Source organism: Leifsonia sp. PARNA 1/14, from assembly GCF_055720965.1.
In genome coordinates, this window is the sequence record NZ_JBVQSP010000005.1 from 181521 (window position 1) to 197720 (window position 16200).

Consider the following 16200-nt stretch of genomic DNA (forward strand, 5'->3'; position numbering starts at 1 on the left):
CCTACCTTCCGGTGTGTGCGGTGATGTTCCTGGTGAGGGAGAGATATCCGAGGATGAACCCGATCCCCCAGCTGAAATGGATGCACGGCAAGACTACGAGAAACCAGAGGAACGACGAAAAGCCGTCGCGGCGACCCCAGACCAGCGCCGACGCGACGACGATGAGCAGGTAGACGACCGGGATGGCGAACGCCCACAGCAGCCACGGGCTCGCCCCGAGCAGCGCTTGCAGCACGCCGCCGAGGCCGAGCAGGACGCCGAGGGCGACGCCGAGCACCATCACCGGCGGCGCGAAGTAGCGCAGGCCGTTGGCGGCCGGGAACCGCCGTGCCAGCTCGCCGCGCCAGATGCCCGTGGAGAAGAACTGACGCGCCAGCCGGTAGAGGTTCGGCCGCGGCCGGTAGACCACGCGCAGCCTCGGAGTGAACCAGACGGTACCGCCGGCCTGCCGGATGCGGCGGTTCAGCTCCCAGTCTTGCCCGCGCTTGATCTCCTCGTCGAAGAGCCCGACCTCCAGGAGGCGGTCGCGATCGAAGACTCCGAGATACACCGTCTCGGCCGGGCCGGCCGCCCCTCCTACATGCAGCTTGGTGCCGCCGAGGCCGACGCGGCTGCCGTATGCGCGCGCCACGGCCCGCTCGAACGGGGACGTTCCCTGAGCATCCATCAGGCCGCCGACATTGTCGGCGCCGGTCTCGAGGATGGTCTCGACGGCGATGCGCGCATAGTCGGCCGGGAGGACGCTGTGGGCGTCGACGCGGATCACGATCGGGTACTGCGACTCGCGGATGGCGAGGTTCAGGCCGGCAGGCGTGGAGCCGACCACGTTGTCGACGACTCGGATGCGCGCGTCGACGGAGGCCAGCTCTGCGACGAGCTCGGTGGTGCCGTCGATGCTCGGGCCCAGTGCGATGGTGACCTCGAAGGGCCCGGTGTAATCCTGGGCGAGGAGGCTGTCCACAGCGGCCCGCACATGGGTCGCCTCGTTGAGGACGGGCATGACGTAGGACACACCAGGGAGGGTGTTCACGCTGTCGTCCGGCATCTGATCCATTCGTCGTTCGGGCCTGGCCGAGCTTATCAGCCGGGAATGGCAGTGCCCCGGGCGCGGCGCCGGGAGCCGAGACGGCGGAAGGCCGCCCCGCACTGCGGGACGGCCTCCTGGTGCCGGGCGCTCAGTTGGCGGGGAGCGAGCCGAGCGTCACACTCGTGGTCTTGCTCTGACCGTCGCGGATGTAGGTGACATCGGCCTTGGCGCCGGCGGCCAGGGCACGGACCTGCGCGGTCAGGTCGGTTGCGTCGGTGATCGGCAGGCCGTTGAAGTTGACGATGATGTCGCCCTTCTGGAGACCGGCGCTCGCGGCGGCACCGCCGGAGACAACGGACGAGATCGCCGCGCCGACCGTCTTCGCGTTGTTGGCACTGCTGGCGTCGCCGACCGAGGCACCGAGGAGCCCGTGGGTCGCGGCGCCGCTCTTGATGAGCTCTTCGGAGATACGCTTGGCGACGTTCGACGGGATCGAGAAGCCGACGCCGATGCTGCCGGACTGGGCGCCGCTCGAGCTGCTGCCGCCGGCGCTCGCGATGGCGACGTTGATGCCGATCAGCTGGCCCTTGCTGTCGAGCAGCGCACCGCCCGAGTTGCCCGGGTTGATCGAGGCGTCCGTCTGGATGACCGGGAGCGAGATCGTGCCCTGAGTCGAGCCCTGCTGCTGCTGCGAGCCTCCACCCTGGTTGGGGAAGTCGAAGTTGAACGGGTTCTGCGAGCTGCCGCCGCCGCTGCCGTCGCTGCCGTCGCTCGACTTGGGCGCCGCGGAGGACGCGATGCTGATCGAGCGGTTGAGGGCGCTGACGATGCCGTCCGTCACGGTGCCGGAGAGGCCGAGCGGCGCGCCGATGGCGACGGTGGTGTCGCCGACGTTGAGCTTGCTCGAGTCGCCCCACGTGATCGGGGTCATCCCGCTCGCGCCGTCGAGCTTGATCACCGCGAGGTCGGTCGTCGGGTCGGTACCGACGATCTTGGCGGTGTAGATCTTGCCGTCGTTGTCGGTGACGCTGATGCTCACGTCGGAGGCGGCGCCGTCGAGGGTGACGACGTGCGTGTTGGTGAGGATGTAGCCGTCGGACGAGAGGACGACGCCCGAGCCTGTGCCACCCTCGCTGGAGGCGGTGACCGAGATGGTGACGACGCTCGGCGAGGCCTTGGCCGCGACCGCGGTGACGGTCGTGGCGTTGTTGGCGTCGTTGACGGTGATGTTCTGCGGACCGGACACCGTCTTGATGGTGGCGTTGTTGCCGGTGGCGGAGTACAGGCCGATTCCGGCGCCGGCGCCGGCGACACCGCCGATGAGCGCGCCGATGGCGAGCGTCGCGATGATCAGACCAGTGTTGCGCTTGCGGGCCGGCTTCTCGGCGGTCGCCGTGCCGGGCGCGGTCGCGTAGGGAGGCTGCTGACCGGCGTGCTGCTGGGCGTAGGGAGCCTGCGCATAGGCCGGCTGGCCGAACGAGCCGTTCCCGTAGTTCGGCTGCGGGGCAGCGGGCTGGCCGTAGGGCGGCTGGGGGCCGACGGGCTGGGTGGGCTGCGTCTGGTGGGCCGGCTGCGGCTGGTGCGCGGCCTGCTGCGGGACGCCGGGCTGCGGAACCGTGGGCTGCTGTGCCGTGGGCTGCTGTGCCGTGGGCTGCTCAGCGGTGGGCTGGTTTCCGGCAGGGGCTGCGTTCTGCGCCGCCGGAGCGGTCCAGCCGTGGTCGGCGGCCGGGGCCTGCGGCTGTGCCGGGGCCTGCGGCTGTGCGGGGGCCTGCGGCTGTGCGGGCGCCTGCGCCTCTGCAGGGGCCTGCGGCTGGGCTGCGGTCGGCGCCTCGGCGGGCGCGGGAGCGGACTGCGCTGCGCCGCCATCCACGACCGCTTCGGTCTCGGCGTCGTTCTGGTTCTTCGCGGGGTCCGGCGTGATCGGGGTGTCGGTCATGGTGTGGTGCTCCTTCCAAGCACTAGACAGCTTGGGATGCCAACCTGAGCGTTCTATTTGCGGGTCCTGTGGGCGACCTTCCGCCTCCCGATGACTCTCCATAACGTACCGAATGCAAGCGTTGTGAGGGAGGCCCGTGCCTGCCATAGCCTGAGATCCGCAGCAACGACGGGAGGCGACGATGACGGTATCCGGAGCGTGGCGGGCGGCCGCCCGCGGGGCGGGACTGCTGGGAGCGGACGGCGCGGTGCGTCCGACGATCTTCGCCGAGATGAGCGCACTCGCCGTGCGCACCGGCGCGATCAACCTCGGGCAGGGCTTCCCCGACGAGGACGGCCCCGGCGAGGTGCTCGACGCCGCGGTCGCGGCCATCCGCGAGGGCGCCAACCAGTACCCGCCGGGGATCGGCATCCCGCTGCTGCGTCAGGCCGTCGCCGACCACCAGCGGCGGTTCTACGGGCTGGTGGTCGACCCGGACCGCGAGGTGCTCGTGACGGCGGGCGCCACCGAGGCCATCGCTGCGACGCTGCTCGCCCTTCTGGAGCCCGGCGACGAAGTGGTCACGTTCGAGCCCTTCTACGACGAGTACGGCGCGGTGATCGCGCTGGCCGGCGGCGTGCACAAGACGGTTCCGCTAGAGCCGCCGGCGTTCCGTCCCGATCTCGACCGGCTTCGCAGCGCCGTCACCGACCAGACGCGCGTCATCCTGGTGAACACGCCGCACAACCCGACAGGCGCCGTGCTCGACCGAGAGACGCTGCAGACCGTCGTCGAGCTCGCCGAGCGTCACGACGCGATCATCGTCACCGACGAGGTCTACGAGCACCTCACCTTCGGCCCCCGCCACATCCCGATCGCCACACTCGACGGCGCGCGCAAGCGGACGGTGACCATCTCGTCAGGCGGCAAGACCTTCAACACGACCGGTTGGAAGGTGGGCTGGCTCACCGCGCCCGCGGACCTCGTGACGGCGATCCTGGCGGTGAAGCAGTTCCTGACCTATGTGAACGGAGCGCCCTTCCAGCCGGCGATGGCCGCGGGGCTCGCACTGCCGGACGCGTTCTTCACCGGCATCGCCACCGCGCTCGCCCACAAACGCGACGTGCTCTCGGCCGGCTTGCGGGCCGCGGGGTTCGACGTGTTCCCCAGCGACGGGACCTATTTCGTCGTCGCCGATGCGGCACCGCTCGGGTACCCCGATGCGGTCGAGTTCTGCCGCCGGCTGCCCGAGCTGGCGGGCGTCGTCGCCGTGCCGCTGGCGGCCTTCTGCCGCGACGACTACGCCGCCCGCACGGCGTCGCTGGTGCGGTTCGCCTTCTGCAAGCGAGTGGAGGTCCTCGAGGAGGCGGCGGCGCGCCTCGCCGCCCTGCGGCCTTGAGTCGGAGGAGCCTGGCGGCGGGTCAGTCGTTCGGCTCCACCCGGTAGCGCCGCAGCTGCAGCGCAGGGTTGCGCCTGCGCACCTCCGCGACGCGTTCCGCCGACGCCTCGGCTACTGCGACGCCTGTCGTCTCGCCCAGGCCCGCGAGCGTCACGCCCATCGGATCGACGATCACGCTGTCGCCCACGCCGATCGGCGGGGTGTGGTCGGCGGCCGCGACATAGAGCGTGTTCTCGATGGCGCGCGCGGCCAGCAGCGTCGACCAGTGGTGCTCCTTGAGAGGGCCGCGCACCCACTCCGCCGGTACCGCGACCAGGTCGGCGCCGGCATCGGCGAGCCGGCGGGTGACCTCCGGGAAGCGCAGGTCGTAACAGGTCTGCATCCCGACTCGGAGGCCGTCGACGTCGAACACCTCCGGCAGCGCGAGGTCGCCGGGCACCACCCAGTCCGACTCTGTCGAACCGAACGCATCGTACAGGTGCTGCTTGCGGTAGACGGCCAGTGTCGCCCCGTCCGGGCCGACGGCGACCAGGGTGTTGGCGAACTTGTCGTGGATCCCGGTCTGCTCGACCAACCCGGCTATCACGAACACACTGTGCTCGCGCGCCGTCGCGGCCAGCGACTGCACGAACTCGCCGTCGAGCGGCTCGGCGTTGCGCGCGAAGGACGGCCCGAGCGGGTCCGTGAAGTACGACGCGTACTCGGGGAAGACCACCAGGCGGGCTCCACGGGCCGCGGCGACGGCGATCAGGGCGGCGACCAGGTCGCGGTTGTGCACACGATCGTCGCCCGGGGTGAACTGGGCGACCGCGACCCCGATCGAGCTCACGAGGCGGCCTCCGCGCCGGGCACCGCCTCGGCCACCGGTGCAGGGGTCTCGATCGGGAGGTGGAGGCTGATCGACGTTCCGACGCCCTCCTCGCTCGCGATGTCGAGCCGGCCGCCGTGCGCCGTGACGATCGCCTTGGTGATCGTGAGGCCGAGGCCGACGCCGGGCACGGCGTTGCGGGTGGCCGTCGACGCGCGGAAGAACCGCTGGGAGAGCTGGCTCAGCTCGACGGCCGGGATGCCGATGCCGGTGTCGGTGACCGCCACCACCGCCTCATCGCCGTCGCGACGCAGCGAGACCGTCACGCTGCCGCCCGACGGGGTGAACTTGAGCGCGTTGGAGACCAGGTTGTCGACCGCCTGCCCGAGCCGGACGGTGTCGCCGCGCACCTCGACTGGCTCGTCGGGCACCTCCATGACGAGGGCGACGCCGGCGGCGCCCGCGCCGGGCCTCGCCGACTCGACCGAGGCCGAGACGACGGAGCGCAGTTCCGCGTCCTTGATGTCGATCGGGAACCTCCCCGATTCGACCTGCGCCGTGAAGAGGAGGTCGCCGACCAGGCGGAGCAGGCGGTGCGCGTTGCGCTCGGCGACGCCGAGGTATTGCAGCTGCTCGTCTGAGAGGGGCGCCTCGTCGTCGTCGCGCATCAGCTCGAGGTAGCCGAGGATCGAGCTGAGCGGTGTGCGCAGCTCGTGTGAGATCAGCCCGACGAACTCGTCCTTCAGCCGCGCGAACTCGCGGGCCTGGGTCATGTCGGTGGCCACGAAGATGAAGCCGACCCGGTGACCGTTCTCGTCGATCCGCGGGGTGGCAGCGACCTGGACGGGCACATGCTTGCCGTCCGCGCGCACATACGTCCAGTCGCGCACGTCCGCGTAGCCGGCGCGCACGGTGTCGACGAGGGCCGAGAAGTCGTCCACGCTGGTGACCGTGGTGAAGCGCGCGTCCATGTCGCGCAGCCGGTCCTCCAGCTCGCTCACGAGGTGGAACTCGATGACCCGCCTGTCGTGGCCGACTACCTGCTTCTCGGTCAGGCCGAGCATCTTCTCGGCGCCGGGATTCCAGACGTCGATCACGCCGTCGAGGTCGGTGCCGATCACGGACTGCTCGGTGACGGCGTTCCAGATGCTCTGGATGAGCCGGTTGGCGGTCTTCAGGCGCGCCTCGTTGAGCACCAGCTCATCCTGGGTGCGCTGCGCCTGCTCCAGCAGCTCCTCGCGCTGGGCGGCGACGGCGCGGGAGGCCGCCAACTGCACGCGGGACCGGTGGGCGATTTCGTTCACCACAGCGGCGACGATCAGGTAGATGACCGGCGAGAAGAAGGCGCGGAGGACGTCCGCGGCACTCGTCGCCGCATGGTCGATCAGGATCGGGCCGAGGAGCACGACGAAGATGCCGAGGGCGGCGATGACGATGTTGCGCCGACCCTCCTCCGTGGCGATCCACACGAACGGGAGCAGCAGGATCACGCCGATGGACGACGTCGAGCCCCCCGTCCCGATGCGCATCAGCCCGATCGCCATCATCGCCACCAGCGGCACCGCGATCGCCCACCGTGCGTCGAGCCGCGCCCACGGCACGAGCACGGAGAGCAGGAGTGCTCCGATCATCACGAGACTCGCGCCGACGATGAAGAGCGGGAGGTGCGCCGTCACGACACCGGGGATGAAGGTCAGCCCCAGCGCGATGGCGAAGCCGACGAGCGTCGGCACGAGCTTGAGGAAGACGGAGGGCGAGTCCAGCGGGATCCGTCCCAGCCAGCGATCGACGGTCATGCGGGCTCTCCCAGGCCGAGCATCGAGCGGATGCGCTCGGAGAGCGCCCGCGGGCTGAACGGTTTGATGATGAAGCTGTCGGACCGGTCGGCGACGACGCCGTGATCGGTGAGCAGCTGCACGGAGGCGGACACCATCAGGATGAGCGTGTCCTTGGTCGCGTCGTCGCCGCGGATCGCCTCTGCGACCTCCACGCCGTTGAGCCCGGGCATCGAGATGTCGAGGACGGCGAGGTCGATCCCGCCCCCGATGACCGCGTCGAGCGCGGAACGGCCGTTGTCGACCGCGGCGACGATCTCGACACCGGCGCGGCCTGCCGCGATGACCATCAGGTGGCGGATGTCGTCGTCGTCGTCCGCGATGACGATGCGCTTGGCGTCGGTCACGAGAAGAACACCAGCCGCACGACGACCACGGCGGCGATGACGACGAGCGCGATGCCTCCGTAGAGCGGCAGACGCAGCTCCCACCGCCGGTTGCTGTCGATCTCGCGCTGCAGCTCCTCGCGCTGCACGCGGGTCAGGTCGACGGGGCTCATCGGCGCTCCTCCCGTTCGGCGGCCTCCACGGCGTCGAGCACGGCGGTCACGCGGTCGTAGCGGCCCACATCGGCCGCGTCGTGACTGTCGGTGGACGCAACGATACGCGCTCCGGCGTCCCGGAGGGCCAACACGGCATCGGGTCCCGGGCACGCCCATTTCTCGTTCACCTCGACGATTGTGCCCGTCGCCGCAGCGGCGGACGCCCAGGCGGCGAGACGATCCGCTCCGAGCTGCTCCTCTGCGAGTCCCACCTTGGGGAGGATCGAGAACCAGTGCGCCAGCTGCGCGTGCCTGGTCCTCTCCATCGCCCGGATGCTCGCCTCGATCAGCAGATCCAGCGCGTCGTCGGCCGCAAGACCGTCGGCGATCCGGCGACGCGTCTCCTCGGGCGACCACGGCCCGTCGGTGCCGGGGAACTGATGGTCGCCGATGACGACGGCGTCGACACCGCCCGCGCCGACACGGAGGCCGGGCGGAGTATCGACCGCGCCGGACGCGTCCAGCAGCTTCGCCTCCACACCGGTGAGCACGGTGAGTCCGTCGGGCACGGGCTCGGCCGCGACCGCCGCGAGGAACTCGGGCACCCAGGTGGTGGACGCGCGCACATGGTCGGTCAGGCGCACGCGGGCGAGGGTCGCCGCCGACGCGGCCGCGATGTTCTCCGCGAGCGTGCTCCTGGCGTCGTCCGAGAAGGTCGAGTGCACATGGAAGTCGCCGCGCAGCAGCGCGTGCAGACGATCGGTCACTCCTCCGGTCCCTCCGAGTGGGCCGCATTCTCGGAGACGAGCACGTCGGCCGGGTCGAGGAAGACGTCTTCGAGGAAGCGCACGTTGGCGAGCTCCGCGAAGTCGACGGAGGAGGGCACGGGGCGCCCGAGCACGAGGTCGAGGAGCAGCGAGGGCATGTCGACACCGGCGGCGATCGTCAACGGCATCGCGCCGGGAAAACGCGGGTTGACCTCCAGCAGCGCAGGCACGCCATCGCTGCTGTAGCGGAGCTGGACGTTGGCGACGCCGGTCAGACCGATGGCCCGGGCGACGTCGGCGGCGGTCTGCGACAGCTCCTCTCTGCGCACCGTGCGACCCGCGATCGAGACACCGGAATCGACGCGCTCGCGGGAGCGCGGCACGGCCGCGATCACGGCGCCGTCGAGGCCCGCGAGCACGTCGACCGAGAACTCCTCGCCCGGCAGGTTCTCCTGGATGAGGATGCTCCGGTCCTCCCCCAGCGCCTCCAGGGCGGCACGGTCGGCGATCAAGCGCACACCTCGCGACCCCGCGCCGCTGCGCGGCTTGATGATCACCGGGAAGACCCACTCGGCGCCGACGCCGTCGCGGTCGAGCAGGCGCGTCTCGGGGATGCGCGCCTTGCCGTCGACGGCCTGCGCCAGGCGGTACTTGTCGAGGCAGGTCACCAGAGTCTCGTGGCTGGGCGCCGCCAGCGCCGTGCCCGCGGCGGAGAGCTCGTCGCGCCGGGCGGCGAGGCCGGGCAGCTCCACGTCGACCGTGGAGAACAGCACGTCGATGCCGTCGGCCGCGCACATCGCGATCACATCGTCGACGAACGTCGGCGCGCGCCCGGGCGGGACGATCCGCCTGGCCGACTCCGGCACCAGGTACAGGCCGCTCGCCCAACCGTCCATGTCGGCGGCGAACACCTCCACGTCGTCGCGGTCGAGCAGCGAGCGGATGACGGCGATGCCGGCCGGGCCTCCTGCGCCCGTGACGAGCACGCGGGTGAGGGATGCGGTCATTCCTGGTTCCTTCGGATTCGGGCGTCGGTCTGGATGGCGGAGGCGGGAACGGAGATGTCCGCGGTGTCGCGCATCACCTCCAGCGGCTCGCAGTTGGTGCCGCCCCCGAACCGCGACCAGTAGCGCGCGGTGGCGAGCACGAAGTCGTGGTCGAGATACGCGCGCAGCTCGGTCTGCGAACGGAAGCAGTCGATGAGGCGCAGCTTGGCCTCGGTGAAGCCGTCGATCGGCACGAACCGGGTAGGGCGGAAGTCGATCGTCGCCGACGGACTCTGGAAGCAGCACACCGTGCGGACATTGCGCGTGGCGACATTGACGGCCGCGTGCACCGCCCGGTGGTCCTGGTGCCGGTCGTGCGCCGAGTGCGTGTAGACGATGTCCGGTCGCACCTCGGCGACGACGCGCTCGATGATGCTCACGGTCGGGTCGGCGGCCGAGATGCGGGTGTCTTCGAGGTCTTCGAGGAAGAGCCGGGCGCCGAGCAGCTCGGCCGCGGCGAGGGACTCGTGCTGACGGTCGTCGGCGTCGCCTCCGCGCGCCCCGCGCGAGAGCGTCAGGATGACGACCTGGTTGCCGGCGTCGCGGTGCGCGGAGAGGATGCCGCCGACGCCGATCTCGACGTCGTCGGGATGCGCGCCGATCGCGAGGACCACCTGCTGCTGGTTCGCGGCCCGCTTGGTGCGCCCCTCCTCCGCGAGCCGGTTCACGATGGCGACGAGCTCGGAGGAAGCGATCGGCTTGGTGAGGAACTCGTCGGCCTGCGCGCGCAGCGCGGAGACCGCGTAGTCGACCGACACGTGCGCCGTCATGACCACGACGGGCAGGCCTGGGTGGCGGCTGCGCACCTCCCGCAGGAGGTCGATGCCGGAGATCCCCGGCATCTCGATGTCGGTGATGACGACGTCCGGGTCGAACGAGGCGATCGTGTCGAGTGCGATGGAGGGATCGGTGACGGCGACGACCTGCGCGTCCGCACGCTTCTCGAGCACGGTCTTCATGTAGAAGGCCACGTCGGGATCGTCCTCGATCACGCACACGCGGTACTTCTGGGCCGAATTCGCCATACGCATCTCCTGGGTCCTGCGTCGACTCTAGTGGGACGAGCGGTCTAGGTACCCCGGACGCGCCCGGGCCGACAGCGGATTTCACACCGCCCTCGGGCCGTGCTAGAGTCATTTCTTGTGCCGCGGGGTGGAGCAGCTCGGTAGCTCGCTGGGCTCATAACCCAGAGGTCGTAGGTTCAAATCCTGCCCCCGCAACCAGATGGCCCGGACTTGAGGAGAAATCCCCAGGTCCGGGCCGATTTTTGTTCAGGCTGGCTTTTGGCCTCTTTCCGGATCATGGCAGCGGAGGATGATGGACGAGGCCCTCGACGGCGCACGCATCGCCGCAGTCTGGGAGGAGCATCCCACCTGGGCCCTGCTGCGCAGTTACAACGGTCGCTGGGTCCTCCCCCTCTTCTCACGCCATCTCGAGTACGCGGACGGGACGGTCTCGGCCGACTGGTTCCACCAGAAGGTCGCCGACGCGCTCGAGGAGCTCGACGACGATCGCGAGCCGGCCGAACCGGAGACGACGCGCACCTCCCCCGCCGAGTACTGCCGCAGCTGGGTCGACAGCCGCTGGCTGGTCCGAACCCGGGCGGGCGCCGGTGAAGGTCGCGCACGCTATCGCCTCTCGCAGTACTCGCTGCAGGCGCTGCGGATCGTCCGCGAGCTGGCCGAGCCCGACAGCGCGGTCTCGGAGGCGCGGTTCGCGAGCATCGCTCACGCCGTCCACCAGTTGGCGGCGCTGACCGATCCCACTCCCGAGTCGCAGCTCGACCGCCTCGACCGGGAAATCGCCGAGCTGCAGCGACGCAGGGACGAGATCGCGCGGCACGGCGCGTCGGTGGCGGCACCGGAGGCCGTCTCGCGCCAGGTGCGCGAGGTGCTGCGGCTGACGGCGACACTGCCGGAGGACTTCCGCCAGCTCGGCGCGATGGTGGAGCAGCGTCACCGCGACGTCGCCAGGGCGGCATCATCGCAGACCGTCGGAAAGGGCGCGCTCGTCGACCGGTTCCTGCGTGACAACGACCTGCTCGAGCAGACGCCGGAGGGGCGCGCCTACCGCGGGTTCGCCGCCATGCTGTCCTCCCGCGAGCTGGAGGGGATGCGCTCCGACATCGAGCGCGTCCTCGCGCGGCCCGGCGAGATCACCGACCTGACCGAGCGCCAGCGCGCACAGCTGGAGACGTTGATAACCTCCCTGCTCGCCGAGGAGCAGAGCGTGCAGGAGACCTACGTCCGCTGGACGTCGTCGTTGCGACGTTTCCTCAGCCGCAGCGGCTCGGACCGGCACGCGCGCCTGCTCGCGCTCGCGGCCCGAGCGATGGACGCCGGAGCGCTCTGGACGGAGCGTCGCCCGGGGCCCGCGCTGGTCGACGGCGATCTGCTCGGCATCGGCGGCTGGGACCTCGTGGACGTGACTCAGGCACAGCTCTGGCGCGACCGCGGGCGTCCGGAGGTCGGCGTCGCGATCACCGAGAACGACGATCCGCTGCCCGACGACGAACGCGAGGCGCTCCGGCTCGCCGTAGCGACCAGCACGGCCGCAGTGCGCGAGACCATCGATTCCCTGCTCGCCGAGGCGGAGACGGTGACCGGCGCCGACGTCTACTCGGCGACGCCCGCGGAGTACCGCCGGCTCGGTCTCGCGGTCAGCCTGATCGAGCTCGGCGCCGAGAACGGAGCCGTGGCGGAGGGCGTACAGACCGTGCCGCTCGACATCACGGCCGGCGCACGCGAAGTGACCATGCCGCTCCTCGTCTTCGGACGGGACGCGGCCGACCAGGAGGCGGACGGACGATGAGCGCCACGGAGACGACGACGGCGAGCCGAGACGAGGCGCAGACCACCGGTTCTGACGCCTTCGGGGACGGGCTGGCGGGCGACGCACTCCCCCGCGAGGCACGCATCGCGCTCATCACGCTGCTGACCAGCCGGTTCATCACGCGGGCCAAGCATCCCGAAGCGTGGCGCGGTCTGCTCGACCACGAGGAGGACGTCCGCGCACGGCTCGACGAGCTGTTCCTGACGCTGCACCTCGACCTCGCGCACGAGGTGGCCTTCAAGCGTCAGAACGGCGAGGACGGCGTCCCCGTGCTGCTGCGCCGCGAGAAGCCGCTGTCTCGCGACGCGTCCCTCCTGCTTGTGCTGCTCCGCCAGGAGCACGCCTACGCCGACGCGCAGGACGAGCCCGTCACGGTGACCCGCGACCACGTGGCCGAGTTCCTCAGCCGCTTCCAGGGAGACTCCTCGCACGACGAGGTGCGGGTCGACCGCAGGATCCGTGCCGCGATCGCGGCGCTCGACCGGCTCGAGCTGCTGACCCCCACCCCGGAGGATCCCGACGTGTACGTGGTCTCCCCCGCGGTGGTGCCGCTGATCGGCGCCGACGAGCTGCTGCACCTGGAGCGGACGTTCCTCACCGCCGCCGGTGAGGACGCGCCCGACGACGACGCGTCCGCTGAGCACGACGACACCACCCCCGAGGAGGCCGGCGAGTGAACGATCTGCCCGAAGACGACGGCCTGCTCCGCCGCGGCCAGTTCCGCATCGAGCTCGTCCAGCTGCTGAACTGGGGAGGCTACGACGGCCTCCACCGGATGCCCGTCGGCCGCGGAGGCATCGCCATCCTCGGTCCGACCGGTCGCGGCAAGTCGACAGTGCTCGACGCCATGTCGGCGGTCATCATGCCCAACCCGCAGGAGTTCAACCGCGCGGCACGCGACGACTCCCGGCAGCGCTCGGAGCGCACGGTGTACAGCTACGCGCGCGGCAAGACCGACGAGGTGAAGGACGCCGGTTCCGACACGACGACGACCCACTTCCTCCGGCCCCTCGGCACCGCCTTCCCGAGCGGGGCCGCGATCACCTGGCGCACCGAGCTCGGCGAGACCGTCACCGCCGCACGGCTCGCCTGGATCGGACCGGACACCTCGACGCAGGACGAGGTCACGACCGCGACGGTCTACCTCCTGGCGCACGGGGAGTTCCCGCTCGGCCGCCTCAACGAGCTCGTGCAGGAGCCGGGCAGCTCCTCGCCGCTGACGCGCGCGTCGCTCGGCCGGCTGGTGCATCCCGAGCGCGACCTGGTGACCTCATCGCAGCCGGAGCTGCGGGTGCGGCTCTGCGAGGAGCTCGGCATCGGCGGCAGCGACGAGTCGCAGCTGAAGGCGCTCACCCTGTTGCGCCGCGCCCAGGCATCGAAGGGTGTCTTCTCGATCGACGAGCTGTTCAAGTCCTTCGTTCTCACCGAGCCGCGCGCCCTGTCGCGCTGGGAGACGACCCTCAGCAGCTACCGGGAGGCCTCCGCCCTCTACGACGTCTTCGAGACCACGCGTCGCAAGCTGGAGGTCCTGGCCGACGTCCCGGCCCGTGCCGAGCAGCTCACCGCCGCCGCCGACGACGCCACCGGCAAGCGGAGGCTGTTGACCCCGGCCGACGGCGAGAGCGACCCGCGCCTGCGCGTCTGGCTGGCGGAGCACGTCCGCGACTGGGTCTCGGGGCAGGTGGACGCCGTCCGCGAGCGCAAGCGCGAGCAGGAATCGCTGCGCCGCGCGGCCGAATCAGACGAGCGGGCGGCGCATCGCGCCCAGCAGGACGCCCAGTCGCGGCTGGCCGCGCTCGGCGGGGACCCGTCCGTCGCTCTGCGGCGCGAGCTCGAGCTGGCCGAACGGATCCTCGGAGCTCAGGCGCGGGAGCGGGCGTCGGCCGACGCCCTCTTCGGCCGGGCCGGGCTGGAGGCTCCGGACTCCGCCGAGCAGCTTGCCCTGGCGCAGGCGCAGGCCGAGGCCGCGCTGGCGGCCCTCGTGGCCGACGACGAGCAGAAGGCCGAGCGCTACGAGCTCGCCGGCCGCGTCGACGCGGCCAAGAAGGCGATCGCCGCCGTCTCGGCCGAGAAGCGGTCGTACGAGCAGCGCCGGAGCAACGTGCCTGCCGATGCGGACGAACGCCGCCGCCGGATCGCGGCGGGTGCCGGGCTCCCCGCCGAGAGCCTCCCGTATGCGGGCGAGCTGTTCGAGGTCGCGCCAGGCCGTCGCGACTGGAGCCGCGCCGTCGAGACAGTGCTCGGCGAGACCGCCACCCACTTGATCGTGGACGAGCGCAGCTTCGCGGCCGTCCGCCGGTTCGTCAACGACGGCGACATGCGCGGCCGGGTGGTCCTGGTCCCCGCGACCGCCGAGCGCGCGCCCGAGCTCGACCCGATCGACCGGACCGTTCCCGCCCTGCTGCACTTCGACGAGGCCAGCCCGTACTGGGGCTGGCTGCACGACGAGCTGGTGCGCGACCGCAGCGTCCTGTGCGTCGAGTCGCCGGAGGATCTCGACGCACCCCGTCCGGCCGGCGCCTCCGGCGCGGTGACCCGGGCGGGGATGCGGTCCGCCGCGCGCGGCCGCGTCATCAAGGACGACCGCCGCAGCGCCTCCTGGATCGGGCTCGACAACACGCCGCGCATCGAGGAGCTGGCGGCCCGGCTCGCCGAGCTGGAGGCCGAGCTCAGCGCCGCCCGCGCCGCGTCGGACAGCGCGGAGGCCGCGCACAGCGAAGCGCGGACGCGCGCCGAGGCGCTCGGCGCCGTGCGGGCGATCCAGTGGGAGGCGATCGAGCTCGCACCCCACGAGTCGCGCGTCGCGCAGCTCACCGAGCAGCTCGACCGGGTCTCCGTCGAGCACCCGGAGGCGACGGCGCTGCAGGACGAAGCCGACCGCCACGACCGGGAGCGCCTCGACGCCGCCAAGCGCGGAGCAGCGCTGCAGGCGCGGCTGGAGGAGCTCGAGTCCGAGCACGCCGACCTCAACGACATCGAGGACAGCGTGGCCGATGCGCTGGAGCGGAACAGTCCGCTGACTCCGGAGGAGCGATTCCTGCTCGGCACCCTCCCGTTCGCCGCGCCGAAGCAGTCCTCCGACGTCGACCGCCGCTACGCGGAGGCGCACGCCGTGCTGCGCGACCAGATCGAGACGCACCAGCAGAACGTCGAGCACCTCGCGGAGCTGCTGGTGGTCACCTTCGAACGCTATCGCGATCTGGACCCGTCGACCGAGATCGACGCCACCATCGAGAGTCTGCCCGCGGTGCTCGCCATCCACCGGGTGCTCGTCGACGACGACCTGCCGCGGTCGAAGGCCGATTGGCTCGTCAAGGCGGGCGCGAGCATGGGCGACAGCCTCCGCGCCCTGCTCACCCAGATCGAGGAGGACGGCCACGCCATCCGGCGGGGCGTGCGGCCGATCTCGAACGCGCTGCGCGGCATCGAGTTCCGGGAGGGGTCGACGCTCGACATCGAGCCGCGTCCCGTCTCGAACAGCGACCTCCACGAATTCACGCGCACTCTGCGCAAGCACACCGCTGGTGCGGCCGGCGCAGCGGGCGCCGACCGTCGGGACGCCGCCGCGATCGAGCGCGACTTCCTCGAGCTCCGCCGCGACCTGGCCCGGCTGGAGGAGCGCTCCCGCGCCGGTGAGGCCTGGCGCCGGCGCGTGCTGGATGCGCGCGAGCACTACCAGTTCCGGGCCATCGAGACGCGCGCCGACGGCACGCAGATCGTCCACGAGGGCGTCGCGGGCAAGTCGGGAGGCGAAGGGCAGGAGCTCATCGCGTTCGTGCTCGGCGCGGCGCTGCGCTACCGCCTCGGAGACGGCACCGACGCCACCCCGACCTACGCCCCCATCGTGCTCGACGAAGGCTTCGTGAAGGCCGACAACGAATACACGGGCCGCGCTCTGGCGGCGTTCCGCGGCCTGGGATTCCAGCTCATCGTCGGCGCGCCGCGCGACAAGGTCAATGCGTTCGAGGAGCACGTCGAGTCGGTCGCCTACATCACCGGCGACCCCGCCCGGCCCGGCTTCTCGCGCATCTACTCGCTGAGCATCCGGGAGGCGCTGGAGGGCGAACGCCTGGGTGCCCTGGTCGACTGA

13 protein-coding genes and 1 tRNA gene are annotated in these 16200 nt (G+C 71.2%); 5 read left to right on the plus strand and 9 right to left on the minus strand.

Annotated elements, in window-relative coordinates:
- Position 1 precedes the first annotated feature (1 nt).
- Together AC0HS0_RS14565 and AC0HS0_RS14570 are read right to left on the minus strand one after the other, a co-directional pair.
- Positions 2-1045 carry a glycosyltransferase family 2 protein gene (locus AC0HS0_RS14565; protein WP_472964760.1) on the minus strand — a complete coding sequence of 348 codons (1044 nt, stop codon included), beginning with the start codon at positions 1043-1045 and terminating at the stop codon, positions 2-4.
- 130 nt (positions 1046-1175) lie between these two features.
- Positions 1176-2963, minus strand: coding sequence for a S1C family serine protease (locus AC0HS0_RS14570; protein WP_472964761.1), 1788 nt, complete (start codon positions 2961-2963; stop codon positions 1176-1178).
- Between the two features lie 181 nt (positions 2964-3144).
- Between AC0HS0_RS14570 and AC0HS0_RS14575 the strand changes: the two genes are divergently transcribed.
- A complete protein-coding gene (locus AC0HS0_RS14575) occupies positions 3145-4341 on the plus strand; it encodes a pyridoxal phosphate-dependent aminotransferase (protein WP_472964762.1) in 1197 nt (398 codons plus the stop codon).
- Positions 4342-4363: 22 nt separating this feature from the next.
- Here AC0HS0_RS14575 and AC0HS0_RS14580 read toward each other — a convergent pair whose 3' ends face one another.
- Genes AC0HS0_RS14580 through AC0HS0_RS14610 form a run of 7 tightly spaced genes read right to left on the minus strand, consistent with a single transcriptional unit; the run spans position 4364 to position 10303 of the window.
- Positions 4364-5170: a carbon-nitrogen hydrolase family protein gene (locus AC0HS0_RS14580; RefSeq protein ID WP_472964763.1), complete on the minus strand. Its 807-nt coding sequence runs from the start codon at positions 5168-5170 to the stop codon at positions 4364-4366.
- Positions 5167-6945 (minus strand): sensor histidine kinase, encoded by a 1779-nt coding sequence (locus tag AC0HS0_RS14585; protein WP_472964764.1) that lies wholly within the window; start codon positions 6943-6945, stop codon positions 5167-5169. The genes AC0HS0_RS14580 and AC0HS0_RS14585 overlap by 4 nt, the downstream gene beginning before the upstream one ends.
- Positions 6942-7331: a response regulator gene (locus AC0HS0_RS14590; protein WP_472964765.1), complete on the minus strand. Its 390-nt coding sequence runs from the start codon at positions 7329-7331 to the stop codon at positions 6942-6944. The genes AC0HS0_RS14585 and AC0HS0_RS14590 overlap by 4 nt, the downstream gene beginning before the upstream one ends.
- Positions 7328-7483, minus strand: a complete 156-nt coding sequence (locus AC0HS0_RS14595) for a hypothetical protein (protein WP_472964766.1) — start codon at positions 7481-7483, stop codon at positions 7328-7330. The genes AC0HS0_RS14590 and AC0HS0_RS14595 overlap by 4 nt, the downstream gene beginning before the upstream one ends.
- Positions 7480-8232 (minus strand): PHP domain-containing protein, encoded by a 753-nt coding sequence (locus AC0HS0_RS14600; protein ID WP_472964767.1) that lies wholly within the window; start codon positions 8230-8232, stop codon positions 7480-7482. The genes AC0HS0_RS14595 and AC0HS0_RS14600 overlap by 4 nt, the downstream gene beginning before the upstream one ends.
- Positions 8229-9239: an ATP-grasp domain-containing protein gene (locus tag AC0HS0_RS14605; RefSeq protein ID WP_472964768.1), complete on the minus strand. Its 1011-nt coding sequence runs from the start codon at positions 9237-9239 to the stop codon at positions 8229-8231. Before AC0HS0_RS14605 ends, AC0HS0_RS14600 begins: the two co-directional genes overlap by 4 nt.
- Complete coding sequence (locus AC0HS0_RS14610; protein ID WP_472964769.1) at positions 9236-10303, minus strand: PIG-L deacetylase family protein; 1068 nt, start codon at positions 10301-10303, stop codon at positions 9236-9238. Before AC0HS0_RS14610 ends, AC0HS0_RS14605 begins: the two co-directional genes overlap by 4 nt.
- Positions 10304-10424: 121 nt before the next feature.
- Here AC0HS0_RS14610 and AC0HS0_RS14615 point away from each other — a divergent pair.
- From AC0HS0_RS14615 to AC0HS0_RS14630, 4 genes are all read left to right on the plus strand, one after another.
- A tRNA-Met gene (locus AC0HS0_RS14615) sits at positions 10425-10501 on the plus strand.
- 91 nt (positions 10502-10592) lie between these two features.
- The gene (locus AC0HS0_RS14620) at positions 10593-12089 is read left to right on the plus strand and encodes a DUF3375 family protein (RefSeq protein ID WP_472964770.1); all 1497 of its coding nucleotides are present in this window, start codon (positions 10593-10595) and stop codon (positions 12087-12089) included.
- Entirely contained in the window at positions 12086-12787 is a 702-nt protein-coding gene (locus tag AC0HS0_RS14625) for a DUF4194 domain-containing protein (protein ID WP_472964771.1), read from the plus strand. The genes AC0HS0_RS14620 and AC0HS0_RS14625 overlap by 4 nt, the downstream gene beginning before the upstream one ends.
- Positions 12784-16200, plus strand: a complete 3417-nt coding sequence (locus AC0HS0_RS14630) for an ATP-binding protein (RefSeq protein WP_472964772.1) — start codon at positions 12784-12786, stop codon at positions 16198-16200. The genes AC0HS0_RS14625 and AC0HS0_RS14630 overlap by 4 nt, the downstream gene beginning before the upstream one ends.

Excerpts from the sequence above, each read along its gene's own strand:
- AC0HS0_RS14575 (WP_472964762.1), top strand. The coding sequence starts at position 3,145 with ATGACGGTATCCGGAGCGTGGCGGGCGGCCGCCCGCGGGGCGGGACTG.
- AC0HS0_RS14610 (WP_472964769.1), bottom strand. The coding sequence starts at position 10,303 with ATGGCGAATTCGGCCCAGAAGTACCGCGTGTGCGTGATCGAGGACGAT.
- AC0HS0_RS14620 (WP_472964770.1), top strand. The coding sequence starts at position 10,593 with ATGATGGACGAGGCCCTCGACGGCGCACGCATCGCCGCAGTCTGGGAG.
- AC0HS0_RS14605 (WP_472964768.1), bottom strand. The coding sequence starts at position 9,239 with ATGACCGCATCCCTCACCCGCGTGCTCGTCACGGGCGCAGGAGGCCCG.
- AC0HS0_RS14565 (WP_472964760.1), bottom strand. The coding sequence starts at position 1,045 with ATGCCGGACGACAGCGTGAACACCCTCCCTGGTGTGTCCTACGTCATG.
- AC0HS0_RS14625 (WP_472964771.1), top strand. The coding sequence starts at position 12,086 with ATGAGCGCCACGGAGACGACGACGGCGAGCCGAGACGAGGCGCAGACC.
- AC0HS0_RS14570 (WP_472964761.1), bottom strand. The coding sequence starts at position 2,963 with ATGACCGACACCCCGATCACGCCGGACCCCGCGAAGAACCAGAACGAC.
- AC0HS0_RS14595 (WP_472964766.1), bottom strand. The coding sequence starts at position 7,483 with ATGAGCCCCGTCGACCTGACCCGCGTGCAGCGCGAGGAGCTGCAGCGC.
- AC0HS0_RS14585 (WP_472964764.1), bottom strand. The coding sequence starts at position 6,945 with ATGACCGTCGATCGCTGGCTGGGACGGATCCCGCTGGACTCGCCCTCC.